At 64.2% G+C, this 15978-nt stretch carries 17 protein-coding genes and 1 tRNA gene; 11 read left to right on the forward strand and 7 right to left on the reverse strand.

What is annotated here, in order from left to right:
* Nucleotides 1-45 precede the first annotated feature (45 nt).
* Nucleotides 46-2070, forward strand: coding sequence for an RNA polymerase sigma factor RpoD (gene rpoD / locus ASE00_RS04245; protein WP_056377920.1), 2025 nt, complete (start codon nucleotides 46-48; stop codon nucleotides 2068-2070).
* 39 nt (nucleotides 2071-2109) lie between these two features.
* Here rpoD and ASE00_RS04250 read toward each other — a convergent pair whose 3' ends face one another.
* Nucleotides 2110-3453, reverse strand: coding sequence for a hypothetical protein (locus tag ASE00_RS04250; protein WP_056377921.1), 1344 nt, complete (start codon nucleotides 3451-3453; stop codon nucleotides 2110-2112).
* Between the two features lie 231 nt (nucleotides 3454-3684).
* Between ASE00_RS04250 and ASE00_RS04255 the strand changes: the two genes are divergently transcribed.
* The 9 genes from ASE00_RS04255 (at nucleotide 3685) to ASE00_RS04295 (ending at nucleotide 10887) form a co-directional block, all read left to right on the forward strand.
* Nucleotides 3685-5955 (forward strand): TonB-dependent receptor, encoded by a 2271-nt coding sequence (locus tag ASE00_RS04255; RefSeq protein ID WP_414819828.1) that lies wholly within the window; start codon nucleotides 3685-3687, stop codon nucleotides 5953-5955.
* A 248-nt stretch (nucleotides 5956-6203) separates the two neighbouring features.
* Nucleotides 6204-6872 (forward strand): PepSY-associated TM helix domain-containing protein, encoded by a 669-nt coding sequence (locus ASE00_RS04260; RefSeq protein ID WP_414819839.1) that lies wholly within the window; start codon nucleotides 6204-6206, stop codon nucleotides 6870-6872.
* Between the two features lie 11 nt (nucleotides 6873-6883).
* Nucleotides 6884-7363 (forward strand): DUF2271 domain-containing protein, encoded by a 480-nt coding sequence (locus tag ASE00_RS04265; protein WP_056377922.1) that lies wholly within the window; start codon nucleotides 6884-6886, stop codon nucleotides 7361-7363.
* 11 nt (nucleotides 7364-7374) lie between these two features.
* Nucleotides 7375-8238 carry a DUF4198 domain-containing protein gene (locus tag ASE00_RS04270; protein WP_056377923.1) on the forward strand — a complete coding sequence of 288 codons (864 nt, stop codon included), beginning with the start codon at nucleotides 7375-7377 and terminating at the stop codon, nucleotides 8236-8238.
* Between the two features lie 2 nt (nucleotides 8239-8240).
* A complete protein-coding gene (locus tag ASE00_RS04275) occupies nucleotides 8241-9194 on the forward strand; it encodes an FAD:protein FMN transferase (protein WP_235538536.1) in 954 nt (317 codons plus the stop codon).
* Nucleotides 9195-9265: 71 nt separating this feature from the next.
* A complete protein-coding gene (gene purS / locus ASE00_RS04280) occupies nucleotides 9266-9499 on the forward strand; it encodes a phosphoribosylformylglycinamidine synthase subunit PurS (protein ID WP_056377924.1) in 234 nt (77 codons plus the stop codon).
* 16 nt (nucleotides 9500-9515) lie between these two features.
* Nucleotides 9516-10181, forward strand: coding sequence for a phosphoribosylformylglycinamidine synthase subunit PurQ (gene purQ / locus ASE00_RS04285; protein WP_056377925.1), 666 nt, complete (start codon nucleotides 9516-9518; stop codon nucleotides 10179-10181).
* Between the two features lie 2 nt (nucleotides 10182-10183).
* Entirely contained in the window at nucleotides 10184-10594 is a 411-nt protein-coding gene (locus ASE00_RS04290; protein ID WP_056377926.1) for a GFA family protein, read from the forward strand.
* Nucleotides 10594-10887: a YnfA family protein gene (locus ASE00_RS04295; RefSeq protein ID WP_082594456.1), complete on the forward strand. Its 294-nt coding sequence runs from the start codon at nucleotides 10594-10596 to the stop codon at nucleotides 10885-10887. Before ASE00_RS04290 ends, ASE00_RS04295 begins: the two co-directional genes overlap by 1 nt.
* On the opposite strand, the gene ASE00_RS04300 is transcribed toward ASE00_RS04295, so the two are convergent.
* Complete coding sequence (locus ASE00_RS04300; protein ID WP_056377928.1) at nucleotides 10884-11630, reverse strand: queuosine precursor transporter; 747 nt, start codon at nucleotides 11628-11630, stop codon at nucleotides 10884-10886. The two genes, ASE00_RS04295 and ASE00_RS04300, sit on opposite strands and share 4 nt — an antisense overlap.
* A gap of 58 nt (nucleotides 11631-11688) precedes the next feature.
* Between ASE00_RS04300 and ASE00_RS04305 the strand changes: the two genes are divergently transcribed.
* A tRNA-Arg gene (locus ASE00_RS04305) sits at nucleotides 11689-11765 on the forward strand.
* A 30-nt stretch (nucleotides 11766-11795) separates the two neighbouring features.
* Here the strand turns inward: ASE00_RS04305 and ASE00_RS04310 are convergent.
* The 5 genes from ASE00_RS04310 to ASE00_RS04325 all read right to left on the reverse strand — a co-directional run bounded on the left by ASE00_RS04310 (nucleotide 11796) and on the right by ASE00_RS04325 (nucleotide 15976).
* Nucleotides 11796-12902, reverse strand: a complete 1107-nt coding sequence (locus ASE00_RS04310) for a calcium-binding protein (RefSeq protein WP_056377929.1) — start codon at nucleotides 12900-12902, stop codon at nucleotides 11796-11798.
* Between the two features lie 93 nt (nucleotides 12903-12995).
* Complete coding sequence (locus ASE00_RS04315; RefSeq protein WP_056377930.1) at nucleotides 12996-13370, reverse strand: YciI family protein; 375 nt, start codon at nucleotides 13368-13370, stop codon at nucleotides 12996-12998.
* A gap of 86 nt (nucleotides 13371-13456) precedes the next feature.
* The gene (locus tag ASE00_RS22790) at nucleotides 13457-13585 is read right to left on the reverse strand and encodes a DUF2474 domain-containing protein (RefSeq protein WP_082594457.1); all 129 of its coding nucleotides are present in this window, start codon (nucleotides 13583-13585) and stop codon (nucleotides 13457-13459) included.
* A complete protein-coding gene (gene cydB, locus ASE00_RS04320; protein WP_056377931.1) occupies nucleotides 13566-14570 on the reverse strand; it encodes a cytochrome d ubiquinol oxidase subunit II in 1005 nt (334 codons plus the stop codon). Before cydB ends, ASE00_RS22790 begins: the two co-directional genes overlap by 20 nt.
* The gene (locus ASE00_RS04325; protein ID WP_056377932.1) at nucleotides 14567-15976 is read right to left on the reverse strand and encodes a cytochrome ubiquinol oxidase subunit I; all 1410 of its coding nucleotides are present in this window, start codon (nucleotides 15974-15976) and stop codon (nucleotides 14567-14569) included. The genes cydB and ASE00_RS04325 overlap by 4 nt, the downstream gene beginning before the upstream one ends.
* Nucleotides 15977-15978: the final 2 nt, after the last annotated feature.

The following is a 15978-nucleotide window of genomic DNA, read 5'->3' on the forward strand; positions in this document are numbered from 1 at the left end:
CTATTTTACCGGAGCGATCCGGACTTTTGATTGAGGGTTGTCTTAATGGCGAAGACGAATGGGAGCGAAGCTGGCGATCGGGCCGAAGGCGACGCTCCGCTCATCGATCTCAACGAAGGTTCTCTCAAGAAGCTGATCGCCCGCGCCAAGCGCAAGGGCTACATCACCTATGAGCAGCTCAACGAGGCGCTGCCGCAGGACCAGATGACCTCCGACCAGCTCGAAGACGTCATGTCGGCGCTTAACGAGATGGGCGTCAACATCGTCGAGAACGAGGACGCCGGCGAGGACGACCAGCAGGACGAGGACGGCGCGGACGATGCCGCGGCCGCCGACGAGGGCGATACCGGCCCTACCCTCACGACCACAGTCAAGAAGGAAACCGTCGACCGCACCGATGATCCGGTGCGCATGTACCTGCGCGAGATGGGCGCGGTCGAACTGCTCAGCCGCGAGGGCGAAATCGCCATCGCAAAGCGGATCGAGGCCGGTCGCGACACGATGATCCTGGGGCTTTGCGAAAGCCCGATCACTTTCAACGCGATCATCGACTGGTCCGACGCGCTCAACGAAGGCACGATGCAGCTGCGCGAGATCCTCGATCTCGACGCGATGCTCTCGAAGGGCCCGACCGCCGAGCAGGTCGAGAATGAGGACGAGGGCGGCGAGATATCCGCCGAGACCGCCGGCCCGACCTTCAAGGAAGAGGAGGAGCCCGAGGAGGAGCAGCCCGCCGACGAGGACGAGGAGAACATGACCGAGCGTCGTGCGCCCCGCCCGCAGGAGGATGACGACGAGGACAACACCCTCAGCCTTGCGCAGATGGAAGAGCAGCTCAAGCCGATGGCGCTCGAGCGGTTCGCGGCGATCACCGACCTGTACAAGAGCTTCTCCGCCGTCCAGGCGGCGCGTGTCGCCGCGCTTGGCGTCGGCAACGACTTCCCCGCGCGCGAGGAGGATCGCTATCAGGAACTCCGCGAGCAGCTGACCGCCGAAGTCGAGAGCGTCCAGTTCCACGGCCAGAAGATCGAGTATCTGGTCGACCAGCTCTATTCGTTCAACCGCCGCCTCACCACGCTGGGCGGACAAATGCTGCGCCTTGCCGAGCGCCACAAGGTACCGCGCAAGGACTTCCTCGACGCCTATATAAATCATGAGATGGAGGATGGCTGGCTCGAGCGGGTCGCGAAGATCGACAAGAAGTGGGCGAATTTCGCTACCAACGAGGTCGACGCGGTCGAGCGCATCCGCAACGAGATCGGCGAGATCGCCCAGGCGACCGGCATGGCGCTCGGCGAGTTCCGCCGCATCGTCAACATGGTCCAGAAGGGCGAGCGCGAGGCGCGTATCGCCAAGAAGGAGATGGTCGAGGCCAATCTGCGCCTCGTCATCTCGATCGCCAAGAAATACACCAATCGCGGCCTGCAGTTCCTGGATCTTATCCAGGAAGGCAATATCGGCCTGATGAAGGCGGTGGATAAGTTCGAATATCGCCGCGGCTACAAGTTCAGCACCTATGCGACCTGGTGGATCCGGCAGGCGATCACCCGCTCGATCGCCGATCAGGCCCGGACCATCCGTATCCCGGTCCACATGATCGAGACGATCAACAAGCTGGTCCGCACGAGCCGCCAGATCCTGCACGAGATCGGCCGCGAGCCGACGCCGGAGGAACTGGCCGAGCGTCTGTCGATGCCGCTCGAAAAGGTTCGCAAGGTGATGAAGATCGCCAAGGAGCCCATCAGCCTCGAAACGCCGATCGGCGACGAGGAGGATTCGCATCTCGGTGACTTCATCGAGGACAAGAACGCGATCATCCCGGTCGATGCGGCGATCCAGGCGAACCTCAAGGAAACGGTCACCCGTGTCCTGGCGAGCCTGACCCCGCGCGAGGAGCGCGTGCTGCGCATGCGCTTCGGCATCGGCATGAACACCGATCACACGCTGGAGGAAGTCGGCCAGCAATTCTCGGTGACGCGCGAACGCATTCGTCAGATCGAGGCGAAGGCGCTGCGCAAGCTCAAGCATCCGAGCCGCAGCCGCAAGATGCGCAGCTTCCTCGACCAATAATCAAGACCTTGATCGCCCCGGCCAATGCCGGGGCGATTTTCATTGGGCTGGATAGATCGCCAACAGCGCCCGCGCATCGCCGCGTTGCAGGCGGACGATCCGTATCGCACCACCGAAGCCTGCAATCCGGGCCAATTCCGCATCGTCGAGATCGGTGCGGGCATAATGATGCTCGATCCACAGCAGCGCGGGACAACGCCCCTGCGGCAGGATCACGCGGCCATCGGGCAGGATCACCGCGTCGGGCATGATGAGCCGATAGGTCGTTGCGAAAAACTGGCCGATATCCGGCACGCCGTGGAGCGGATCGTTGCGGCCGAGCAGGCTCATCGGGTTGAGGGCGTAGAGCTGGGTTCCAAGGCAGGCCGCGCGGGTTCGCTCGATCAGCGGGACATTGGTTTCCCAACGCTTGTGCGTCAGCCCATAGGCGGTCCCCGCCCCCGCCAGCAGCACCGCATTGGCGCAGATCAGCGCGAAGGCGATGCGGTTGGCCTTTACCAGATCTTCGAGCAGCAAAGCGAGGATCGAGGCGCCGATCGGCACCGCGGCAATCATATGGCGCGGCAGAAGATTATGGGTGGCGAGGTTGAGCAGCGCATAGCCGAGCATGATGGCGGCGAGCGCCCGGGTGAGCACGCACAGGAAACTGCGCCTCTCTTCTTCGGGCGCCGATATGCGGGGAAGAAATCCCAGCGCCGCAACATAGGGTAGCACCGCCGACATCGACACCGCACCGATCGCCATCAGGCTGCGCAGCGCGGAAATATCGTTCACTGCCACCGGATCGATCGCCCGGAGCATCAGCCAGAGCGCCAATGCCAGCGGCAACGCCGCACCGGCCGCGATCAGCAGCAGCGCCATGGCGGCGCGGCCTCGCCCCGTCCGGAACAGGTGGATCGCCTCGGCCCCGATCAGGATCAGGCCGATCAGGCTGCCCATATAGTGGAGATTGGTCAGCAGCAGCGCGGTCAGCGCCAGCATCGGCCATGCCGCCCTGCCCTCGTGCACCAGGCGAAGCTGGACGATCAGGCAGGCGCTCAGCACCAGTTGCAGGAAATAAGAACGGAATTCGGCAGCATAGAGGACGAAGAAGGGCGACCCCGCCACCATCACCGCGAACAGAAAAAGGAAATCGCGGTCGCCCCCGCGCCGCCATGCCTGGATGGCGGTGATCGCGGCGAAGAGCAGCCCGCCCAGATTGACGAGCCGCATCGACCGCACAGAGCCGCCCAGCAGCGGTTCGAGCGTCCAGGCGTAGAGGCTGAACAACGGCGGATGGACGTCGGTCGCCCATCGCCCGAAGAAACTGTCGGCAAAGCTGACGTCATGGCGGGTGAGCCACAGGCTCGTCGCTTCATCGAGCCAGATGCCCCGCGCGCGCATGAGAAGCAGAATGAGAACAAGGCAGGCCGCCAAGGCGCCCACCGCTGGGCCCACATTGCCTCGCGGCCAGAAGGGTAGCTGCCTCACCCTGTCGGTTTAACCGCGGCTGTGGCCCCGGTGCAACGCATCACGCTACTTTCAGCTTTGACAGTTAGCGGGCCCGCCAATAGCGTCCCGCCAACGATAAAAGCCATCTAGGGGATGGGTGCGACAGGTCAAAGGGGACCTTCTATGCCATCGATCACGACATCCATATTTTCCAAGACCATCCGCACCGCCGGCGTCAGCCTGGCCGCTCTGTGCATCGCGACGCCGCTCTACGCCCAGGCCGCACCCGACGCGGCCGCCGATGAAACGGAAATCGTCGTCACCGCCACCCGCCGCGCGGAGAATATCAAGGACGTCCCCGTCGCGGTGACCGCGATCGGCGGCGAGAAGCTGGCGGTGCTCAATTCGAGCGGCCTCGACATCCGCTTCCTGTCGTCGCGCACGCCCAGCCTTCAGGTCGAAAGCTCGTTCGGCCGCACCTTCCCGCGCTTCTACATCCGCGGCCTCGGCAATACCGATTTCGATCCCAACGCGGCCCAGCCCGTCTCGGTGGTCCTCGATGACGTTGCGCTCGAAAACGCAATGCTCAAGGCCTTCCCGATCTTCGACGTGGCGAGCGTCGAGGTGCTGCGCGGGCCGCAGGGCACGCTGTTCGGCCGCAACACCCCCGCGGGCGTGGTCAAGATCAACTCGGCCCGGCCGAGCGACACGTTCGGTGGCTATGGCAGCGTCAGCTGGGGCACCTACAACACCGTCAACGCCGAGGCCGCGCTCACCGGCCCGCTGGGCGAAGGGCTCAGCTTCCGCGCCTCGGGCATGCTTCAGCGCCGTGACGACTGGGTGAAGAACGACACGCTCGTCACCCTCGCCGACCGCAAGCTCGAAGGCTATCGCGATCTGGCCGGCCGCTTCCAGCTCGCCTATGACGGCGGCCCGTTCAGCGCGCTGATCAATGTCCACGCCCGCGATCTCAAGGGCACGCCGCGCGTCTTCCGCGCCGGAACCTTCCAGCAGGGCAGCAACCATTTCACCGCCGGGTTCGACAAGGACCATGTCACGCTGGACGGCCTCACCAGCCAGAGCATGACCCAGTTCGGCGCCAACCTGCATCTCGAATATGCAGCGGAGGGCCTCGGCACCTTCTTCTCGACCACGGCCTATGAGAAGGCCAATGTCGAGAGCACCGGCGATATCGACGGCGGCGCGACCTATGCCTTCCCTGCGCTCGGCTATGGCATCGCGCTGTTCCCGGTGAACACCGGCGGCCGCACCAAGCCGAAGGAATTCAGCCAGGAATTCCGCTTCGCCAGCGAAGACATGAACGGTTTCCGTTTCCAGGCGGGCGCTTATTATTTCCACCAGAAGCTCGATTACGCCGAGTTTGCCTATGACGGCACCGGCACCCGGGTCAGCGAGATCCTGCACGACAACAAGAACGAGAATTACGGCCTGTTTGCGTCGGGCGAATATAAGGCGACCGACGCGCTGACGCTGCGCGCCGGCCTGCGCTACTCGCATGACAAGAAGCGCGACACGATCACGCTCGATCCCACGCTCGCAGCATCGAGCATCGCCACCCAGCTGATCCTCGCTGTGCCGACGCTGCTTGCCGGGCAGTCCGAAATCAACCGCGCGAAGGCGAGCAACGTTTCCTGGGACGCCAGCGCGACCTATGCCGTGTCGGATCAGGTCAATGTCTATGCCCGCTTCGCCACCGGTTATCTCGGCCCGGCGATCCAGGACCGCGTGACCTTCTTCTCGGTGCCCTCGGTCGCCAAGAAGCAGACGACCATTTCTGGTGAAGCCGGCATCAAGGGCGCCAGCAGCGACCGCGCGGTCTCGTTCGACCTGTCGGCCTATTGGTACCGCACCAAGAATCTGCAGCTCACCGCCGTCGGCGGCGCGGCCAACTCGGCAAGCTTGATCAACGCCGACAAGGCGGTCGGCTATGGCCTCGAAGGCACGGTGGAATTCAAGCCGGTGCCCGAACTCGTCCTCACCGCGGGCGGCAGCTACAACTTCACCGAGATCCGCGACAAGACGATCTCGATCGCGCCGTGCGGTTCGCTCTGCACCGTCACCGATCCGCTCAACGGCGCAGGCCGCGCGATCATCGACGGCAACGACTTGCCGCAGGCGCCGCGCTATGTCGCCAACGCGACTGCGCGCTATGCCATCCCGGTCGGCGACGGCGAGGTGTTCGCCTATACCGACTGGGCCTATCGCAGCGCGATCAACTATTTCCTCTACACCGCGCGCGAATTCCGTGGCCGGTCGCTGCTCGAGGGTGGCGCGAAGCTCGGCTACAAGGCGAATGGCGGATGGGAAGCGGCGCTGTTCGCCCGGAACATCACCAACCAGATCCGCAGCATCAGCGCGATCGACTTCAACAATCTTACCGGCATGATCAACGAACCGCGCATCCTGGGCGTGGAACTGAAGGCCAAATTCTAAACCCATCGGCCTGCCCTCTCCCGCTTGCGCGGGAGAGGGTTGGGTGAGGGTCTTCCTTGCCTGCCGTCGCTGGAGGCTCATCAGGACGCAGGAAAGACCCTCATCCCGGCCTTCGCCCGCGACGGGAAAGAAGGAAGGGCACGGTGTAAGGTCTTCGTTACAGCCACGCCATAATATGTCATGGCTGTATTGCGATTTATTCGCATTAGCTATTGCGAGCACTCGACCTTCGCGCTACCCGGCTGACTGTGAACCAGCCGCCCGATCCCGCCAATTTTGCCGCCAGGCGCAAGCCGACGCCCAAGCCCTGGTACCGCTCGCGCGGCTGGTGGCTGAAGCAGCTGCACGGCTGGCACTGGATGAGTGCGGCGATCTCGCTGATCGGCATGCTGCTGTTCGCCGCCACCGGAATCACGCTGAACCATGCCGCATCGATCAACACCACGCCGGAGGTCCGAACGCTGACGGGCCAATTGCCGCGCCCGCTGCTGGCCCGGCTCGACAATCCGACGTCCGACACGATCCCGCTCCCCGCGCCGGTCGTCGCGGATATCCACCAGCGGATCGGCCTCGACGCCGCGGGTAAGGAGGGCGAATGGTCCGATAGCGAGGTCTATGTCGCGCTGCCGCGCCCGGGTGGCGACGCCTGGGTCAGCATCGACCGGAAGAGCGGCGCGATCAGCGCCGAGGTCACCCGCCGCGGCTGGATCTCTTATGCCAATGATCTCCACAAGGGCCGCAACACCGGCGGCGTCTGGAGCTGGTTCATCGACATTTTCGCGGGCGCCTGCATCCTCTTCACGCTGACGGGGCTGGTCCTGCTCTACATGCACAGCAAGCCGCGCCCGCTCACCTGGCCGCTCGTCGGCCTAGGCCTTTTGGCGCCGCTGCTGATCATCCTCTTCTTCCTTCATTGAGAGTATAATCAATGCGTTATTCGCCTTTCCTTCTACTTGGCGGCATCGCCGCAGTTCCGGCGTCGGCCGCTTCGGTGAACATCACCATCCCGGCGCTGAAGGTGGCCGAATATCATAAACCCTATGTCGCGGTGTGGCTGGAGCCCGCCGGCGGCGGGGCGGCGCGCACGCTGTCGGTCTGGTATCAGGTCAAGAAGAACGACAAGGAGCCGGGCACCAAATGGCTGTCGGAGCTGCGTGCCTGGTGGCGTAAGGGTGGCAAGAGCCTGAAGATGCCCGCCGACGGCATCAGCGGCGCGACCCGCGCGCCCGGCACCTACAGCATATCCCTGCCGGCCAACCTGCCCGCTGGGGCCTATATCCTCAACGTAGAAGCCGCGCGAGAGACGGGCGGGCGCGAGCTCGTCACCCTGCCGATCAGCGTGCCCGCCAAAGGTGCGAGCGCGAGCGGCAAGACCGAACTCGGCGCGATTACGCTCTCCGCCCGCTGAAAGGACCGACCATGACGCGCTTCCAGCTTCGCCTGCTCACCGCAACTGCCCTGCTTACGCTGCCTGCTGCCGCATCCGCCCATCGGCAGTGGTTGGTGCCGAGCGCCACCGTCTTCTCCGGGACGACGAGCTATGTGACGGTCGATGCCGCGAGTTCGAACGATCTGTTCTTCGCCGATCACCGAGCGATGCCGCTGAATGGCGTCAAGGTCTGGACGCCCGACGGCAGTCCCGGAGCGATCGCGAACGGCTCCACCGGCGAAGTCCGTTCGACCTTCGACGTCAAGCTCGACAAAGCCGGCACCTGGAAGATCGGCACCCAGACCAGCAACGTCATTGGCACATTCAGGCTCAATGGAGAGGAAAAGCGCGTTGGTGGACGGCCGGGCGGCATGAATCCCGGCGCCCAGCCCGGCGCCGGAACACCTCGCGCGCCGGCTATATCGGTGGCCGACATCCCGGCCGAGGCGACCGACGTAAAGCTGACCGAAGTCGTAAGCCGCAACGAGATCTATGTCACTGCCGATCAACCCACCACTACGGTCTTCGCGCGGACCGGCAAGGGCATCGAACTGGCGCCCGTGACGCACCCGGATGAGCTGGTCGTCGGCGAAAAGGCCAGCTTCCGCTTCCTGATCGACGGCAAGCCAGCCAGCGGTTTGAAGGTTACCGTGGTCCCGGGGGGCAAGCGTTACCGCAACGACGATGGCGCGCGCGACTTCACGACGGGTTCCGATGGTCTGGTCGCGATCGACTGGCCGGCGGCTGGTCTCTACTGGATCAATGCGACCCTGACCGATGACAAGCCATCCGAAGCCAAAGCGAGCCAGCGGCGGCTGAGCTATACCACCACGGTAGAGGTGCTGCTCCCCTGAGCATGCGTATCGCCCTGCCGCGCGACATCGCGATCCCGGCCTTCGCCGATCGCGATCCGGCGCGGCCGGTGGCGATGCTTGGCGGCGAAACGATGGGAACGAGCTGGTCGGTGCGCTTCGCCGCGCCGCCCGCTATCGACATAGAAGCCGTCCGATCGGGCATCGAAGCGCGCCTTGATACGATCATCGCCGAGATGAGCCACTGGCGCGCGGATTCGCTGATTTCTGCCTATAACCGCGCAGCCTCGGGCAGCTGGACCACCCTGCCGGACGATTTCGATGCAGTCGTCACGGCAGCACTCGACATCGCGAGCCGCAGTGGCGGCGCGTTCGACCCCACCATCGGTCATGTCGTCGATCTGCGGGGATTCGGGCCCGATCCGGCTCTCCGCAACGATGACGAGCCGGTGATCGCGGAGATCCTCGACAAGGCGGGCTGGCATCGCCTGCGCCATGAAGATGGCCGGCTGCTGCAGCCGGGATGGCTTGCACTCGATCTTTCGGGGATCGCCAAAGGCTATGCCGTCGATGCAGTGGCGGATTGCCTCGCAGATCAAAGCATCGCTCATGCGCTGGTCGAGATAGGCGGCGAACTTGCCGGCCGCGGGGTGCGGCCCGATGGCGATCCCTGGTGGGTCGATCTGGAGGACCCGCCCGGCGCCGCTCTTCCCCCGCTGCGGATTGCACTGCACGGCCTCGCCGTGGCGACATCGGGGGATTATCGGCGCGGCGCGCATACGATCGACCCGCGCTCCGGGCGTTCCGCAAGCGCTGGGCTGCGCTCGGTCAGCGTCATCCACGCCAGCGCGATGCACGCCGACGCCTGGGCCACCGCATTGACCGTGCTGGGCGTCGGCGAGGGGCTCGCGCTCGCCGCGCGTGAGGGCCTCGCCGTCCGCTTCGTGGACGATCGTGAGCATATCAGCCCTGCCCTTGCCGAAATGCTCGAATATTAGGGTTACGCCCCCTTGCCCCGCCGGGCCTTCGCCTTCATAGGGGCGGCATATTTTCCAGCTATGAGGCCGCGATGAAAACCCGCGTCTATGTCACCCTCAAGGGTGGCGTTCTCGATCCGCAAGGCAAAGCGATCCACCACGCTCTCGGCTCGCTCGGCTTTTCGGGCGTCAACGATGTCCGCGCCGGCAAGCTGATCGAACTGGACCATGAAGATGGCGTCAGCGATGCCGACATCGAGGCGATGTGCAAGAAGCTGCTTGCCAACACCGTCATCGAGAATTTCCGGATCGAACGCGGCGCGTAAAGGAAGGGCCCAGGTCATGAAGAGCGCGGTCATCGTCTTCCCCGGTTCCAACTGCGATCGCGACCTCGCCGTCGCGATCCGCGACGTCACCGGTCATGCGCCCGACATGCTGTGGCACGGCGAGACCGAGCTGCCGCAAGGCATTGGCCTGATCGCGGTGCCGGGCGGTTTCTCCTATGGCGACTATCTACGCTCGGGCGCGATGGCCGCGCGCTCCCCGATCATGCGCGCGATCGTCGAAGCGGCGGGGCGCGGCGTGCCGGTGCTCGGCATCTGCAACGGCTTCCAGATTCTGACCGAGGCAGGCCTGCTGCCGGGCGCGCTGATGCGCAACGAGGGGCTGAACTTCGTCTGTCGCGATGTCGCGCTTACGGTCGAGAACAGCCAGTCGACGTTCACCGCGCGCTATGAAAAGGGCGAAACCGTCCATTTCCCGGTTGCCCATCATGACGGCAACTATACCGCTGATGCCGAGACGCTGAACCGGCTCGAGGGCGAAGGCCGGATTGCCTTCCGCTATGCCGAGGCCGTTAACGGCTCGGCCAAGGGGATCGCCGGCATCCTCAACGACGCCGGCAATGTGCTGGGCATGATGCCGCATCCCGAACGCGTCATCGAAGCGGCGCATGGCAATAGCGACGGACGCCGCCTGTTCGAAGGCCTGCTGGAAACGGTGGCCTGACGATGCACGGCGCAGGCTGCCTCTGCGGCGCGGTGCGCTTCACCATCGACGCAGAACCGATGGCGGCGCGGACCTGCTGGTGCCGGCTATGCCAATATCTCGGCGGCGGCACCGCGACGGCGAACATCTGCTTCCCGGCGGACAAGGTCAGCTGGACCGGCGAGATCCGCTATCATGACAGCGTCGCCGATAGCGGCAATGTCCTGCGGCGCGGCTTCTGCCCGACCTGCGGCACGCCGCTGACCAGCGCGGCGCTCAGCCGCCCGCACCTGATCTTCCTGCGCATCGGTACGCTCGACGATCCCAATCTTATGGGACCGCAGATGACGATCTGGACCTCGCAGGCGCCCGAATGGGCTTGCATCTCGACCGAAATTCCCAGCGTCGAGAAACAGCCGCCGCCCGTCGCCTGATGGCCGGGATCGGCGGGTGCTATGCCTTCTGGCTCTGGCTCAAGCTCGGCAGATCATCGTTCTGGGCCATCGGCGGGGTCGTGCTGCTGGCGGCGTTCGCGCTGCTCCTCACCCGGATCGACAGCGCCGCCGCCGGGCGCGCTTTCGCGGCCTATGGCGGCATCTACATCGTCGCATCGCTGGGCTGGATGTGGACGGTGGAAGGCGCCCGCCCCGATCGCTGGGACATGATCGGCGCGCTGATCTGCATCGCGGGCAGCGCGGTCATCCTGCTGGCGCCCCGTGCCGCCTAAACGCCGGTCTTGAACGGGGTGAAGTCGGTATGGCCGTCGAAGATGTCGACGCCCTCACGCCGCTTCAGCAAGTTGACGACCAGGTAGGTCGCCGGTGTCAGAATCGCCTCCCAGCTCACCTTGAGCACCCATTGGGTGACGAGTACCTTGAGCACGAGTCCCGTCGTCCAGCCCTCCGCGCCCAGAAAGGCGAGAGGATAGAAGATCAGGCTGTCGACGCCCTGTCCTGCCACCGTCGATCCGATCGTACGGGTCCATAGATGTTTGCCCTGTGTCAGCAGCTTCATCCGCGCCATGACATAGCTGTTGACGAATTCGCCCGCCCAGAAGGCGGCGATCGAGGCGAAGACGATGCGCGGCACCTGTCCGAACACCTGCTCATAGGCTGCCTGGCCGCCCCAGTCAGCGGCGGGCGGCAGCGCCACCACGACCCAGCTCATGAACGCCATGAACAGCAGCGCCACCGTCCCCGCCCAGATGCAGCGCCGCGCGCGCGCATAGCCATAGACTTCGGTCATGATGTCGCCGAGCACATAACCGATCGGGAAAAACAATATGCCCGCGCCGAACGGCCAGTCGCCGATGCCAGGCAGATTGACCACTGCGACCTTGCCCGCGCCCAGCACGTTCGACAGCAGCAATATGGTGACGAACGCCGCCATCACGAAATCGAAATAGCGCAACGGCCGCCCTTTCAGGGCCTCCGCATCGAGCGCCTGCGGCGCGTGGGTCACATCCGTCATGAAAGACAGACTAACCTCGTTCCATCGCAGCGCAATCCACGCTATCGGGGCCGTGTGCGCGCCCGTAGCTCAGTTGGATAGAGCACGAGCCTTCTAAGCTTGGGGTCACAGGTTCGAATCCTGTCGGGCGCGCCACATCCGGCCATCGCCAGACGCACGGCACCGTCAGATGAAATCATCTAGCGTGATGGTGCTGGCCAAGGGATATCCGGCGAGAAGGACGGCGGAATCGGCTACCGACCCGCCATTGCTCGAAAAGAAGACATAGGTATCGCTGCCCACGGCGATCGACGCGACTTCGCCATTGCCGGCATGGCCGTCAAACAGGCTCTGAGCCTGAGCCGCCGCCGCTGAGAAGCTGTTGAGACTACCGCCGGCGAGCACCGCCAAAGGCGCATACCCCACCGAAAGATGATCCACGCCGTCGGTAAAATCGGTGATCCTGTCGAAAGCGCTGACGGGCGATCCCGCCCCGGTGAACAGAAAAACATCCGCTAGGGCGCCACCGGTCAGCGTGTCGGCACCCAGATCGCCCGACAGAGTATCATTCCCGTCGCCGCCGTTGAGCTGGTCGTTGCCCTGACCGCCCCGTATCGAATCGTTCCCGGTCCCGCCCTCTACGCTATCATTGCCGAGATTGCCGTTGATGGTGTCATTGCCCTCACCACCTCTTATACTGTCCTCGTCACGACCGCCTTGAATCCGGTCTGAACCAATACCGCCATCCAGGGAATCATTGCCGGCATTGCCCTGAATATAATCGCTGCCGGCTTCACCGAAGATCAGGTCGCCTTCGTCCGCACCGCCATTGGCCGACTGACCGTATAGATGATCATTGCCGTCGCCGCCTTCGAGATCGTCCGATCCGGCCCCGCCAAACAGATTGTCATGCCCCGCACCGCCGCCCAACACGTCATCTTCTGCGCTGCCGACGACATTATCATTCCCGGAGAAGAGACCCAGATATGCCTCTGCATTCGCGTCCCTCAGCACCCAGTCGACAAACTGGGCGATCGAGACGTTCAGCCCTGTCATCTCGAACACGGTCTGACCATTGAGGGTTTCCCGGATCCCCGTGATCGTCCCACCAAGAGGATCGCCGTCGGAATCATAGATAAAATCGACGCCCGTAAAGGTTTCCAGCTCACCGCTGTCCAGACCCAGCACCAGCTGCGTGGACGACCGCGAGATGATTTCGCCATCCAATAGCGAGATAAGGTCCAGTTCCGAGAAATCGACAGAAGAGCCAGCGCCGACCGTGAATTGAACCATGAGAAATTCCCGAAATTGTGTTCATGTTATGTTTCACAGCTGGATCACCGCGTCATGCGGAGAAATGTTCAATTCGGACCAAAGCGAACCGGATCAGTCCAGCCCCAGATCCTCCATTTCATAAAGCGGCCGAATCTCGATCTCGCTGGGACCCTTCATCGGGTTGGGGCAGCGCTTCACCCAGGCGATAGCCTCGTCCATGTCCTTGACGTTCCACAGCCAGAAGCCGGCAATGAGTTCGCTGGGATGCGCGAAGGGGCCGTCGATCACAGTGCGATCGGCGCCATCGAAGGCTATGCGCTTGCCGCGAGAGGAAGGCGTGAGGCCATCGCCGGAAACCATGATGCCAGCTTTGGTAAGTTCGTCGTTGAAGCGCCCCATGGCCTCCATCATCGCCATCGTCTCAGGCGATGGATCGAAGCCCTGTTCGCTGTCGTCGGTGGCCTTCACCAGTACCATCACACGCATGGTCAAACTCCTCACTCGAACGGCTCTATCGGCCTGGCAAGTGAACGACGAACCAGTCTCGCGGAAACCGACATCTCACCCAGCGATTATTTGAGCAATATCGCCCGCAGCAGCCAGGCGACCGCGCCGATCACGGCGACGCTCGCCGCCCAGATGGCGGCGAACCACGCCAGCCTGCGCCACCATGGCCCGGCGTCAGTGGTATCCGGCTTCATCGACCTTGCCGCGGAACACCCAATAGGCCCAAGCGGTATAGGCGAGGATCACGGGCACCATCACCGCAGCGCCCACCAGCATGAAGAGCTGGCTTCGCTCGGGCGCGGCGGCCTGCCAGATCGAGACGCGGCCGGGAATGACGTCGGGCCAGATCGAAATGGCGAGGCCCGCCATCGACAGGCCGAACAGCACCAGGGTCAGCAGGAACGGCAGGCCGTCGCGCTCGCCGCCGATCGACCGCCAGAGCCAGACACCCGCCGCCGCCACGAGCAGCGGCACCGGGATCGTCACCAGCAGCCCCGGAAAGGCGAACCAGCGCTGATAATATTGCCCCTCCAGGAAGGGCGTCGCCGCGCTGACCGCGCCGATCGCGACCAGCAGGCCGACCGCCAGCCAGCGCGCAAGCCGGCGCGCGTCCTGTTGCACCGGGCCATGCGTCTTCCAGATCAGCCAGCCCGCGCCGAGCAGCGCATAGCCGATGATCAGGCTGACACCGGTCAGCAGCGAGAAGGGCGTCAGCCAATCCCACCAGCCTCCGGCATAGGCGCGGCCCTCCACCTCTATCCCCTGGAGAAGCGCGCCGAGCGTGATCCCCTGCGCCATCGTCGCGAGCAGTGACCCGGCGGTGAAGGCGGCATCCCAGAAGGCGCGGTGACCGGGATCGCGCCAGCGGAACTCGAAGGCGACACCGCGAAAAATCAGGCCGAGCAGCATAGCGATGAGCGGCGCATAGAGCGCGGGCAGGATGACCGCGTAGGCCAGCGGAAAGGCCGCGAGCAGCCCTCCCCCGCCCAGCACCAGCCAGGTCTCGTTGCCATCCCATACCGGCGCGATGCTGTTCATCGCCTTGTCGCGCTCACCGCCGACGCGGAAGAAGGGAAAGAGGATACCGATGCCGAGATCGAACCCGTCCATCAGCACATAGGCGGCGACCGCGAATGCGATGATCCCCGCCCAGATGATCGTGAGATCGAGGCCCATCATGCCTTGCCTCCATCGACCGAGGGCGCGGGGGTGATGCCCGCGCTGCGGATTGGGCCCTGATCGACCGGATCCGCGCTTTCGAACGCCTTGGGCGGCTTGGCCATCAACTTAAGGATATACCAGGCCCCCGCGCCGAATACTGCGAAATAGACGATCACAAAGGCGATCAGCGACGCGCCCACGGCGGGGGCCGCGAGCGGCGATGCGGAGTCGGCGGTCCGTAGCAGACCGTAGATCGTATAGGGCTGGCGGCCGACCTCGGTGGTGATCCATCCCGCGATCACCGCGACGAAGCCCGCCGGGCCCAGCAGGATCGCAAGCCGGTGAAGCAGCCGCCAGTCATAGAGCCGGCCGCGCGCCCGCGCGACAAGGCTCAACAGCCCCAGCGCGAAGATCGCGAAGCCGATGCCGACCATGACCCGGAACGACCAGAAGACCACGCCGACCGGCGGTTCGCGGTCGTCGGGCACGGTGTCGAGACCGGCGAGCGGGGCATCGGGATCATGCTTGAGGATCAGCGACGACGCCTTGGGGATCTCGATCGCATAGTCGACGCGCTTTTCCGTACTGTTCGGTATGCCGAACAGGATCAGCGGCGCGCCATCGGGATGGCTCTGATAATGGCCCTCCATCGCCATCACCTTGGCCGGCTGGTGCTCCAGCGTGTTGAGGCCGTGCGCGTCGCCGGCGAGGATCTGGATCGGCGCGACCAGCGACGCCATCCACATCGCCATCGAGAACATCGTTCGCGCGCCGCGATTGCCGGGGGCCTTGATCAGATGCCACGCCCCGACCGCGCCCACCACCAGCGAGGTGGTGAGATAGGCGGCGATGACGGTGTGTACGAGACGATAGGGAAAGCTGGGGTTGAAGATGATCGCGAGCCAGCTGGGCCCCGGCACGAACTGGCCGTTCGCGGCGATCTCATAGCCGGTCGGTGTATGCATCCAGCTGTTCACCGATAATATCCAGAAGGCCGATATGAAGGTACCGACCGCCACCGCGCAGGTCGCGGCGAAATGGAGCTTCGGCCCGACCTTGTTCACACCGAACAGCATCACTCCCAGGAAGCCGGCTTCAAGGAAGAAGGCGGTGAGCACTTCATAGGCCATCAGCGGTCCGATAACCGGCCCGGCCTTGTCGCTAAACACCGACCAGTTGGTGCCGAACTGGTAGGACATGACGATGCCGGAGACCACGCCCATCGCGAAGGCGATGGCGAAGATCTTCAGCCAGTAGCGGTAGAGATTGTCGTAAACATGCTTGCCCGTCGCGAGCCAGAGCCCCTCGAGCACCATCAGAAAGCTGGCCAATCCGATCGAGAAGGATGGGAAAATGAAATGGAAGCTGACGGTGAATCCGAACTGGATCCGCGCGAGCAGGACGGGATCGAAAGCGTCGAACATCG

Source organism: Sphingomonas sp. Root710 (assembly GCF_001429065.1).
GTDB lineage: Bacteria > Pseudomonadota > Alphaproteobacteria > Sphingomonadales > Sphingomonadaceae > Rhizorhabdus.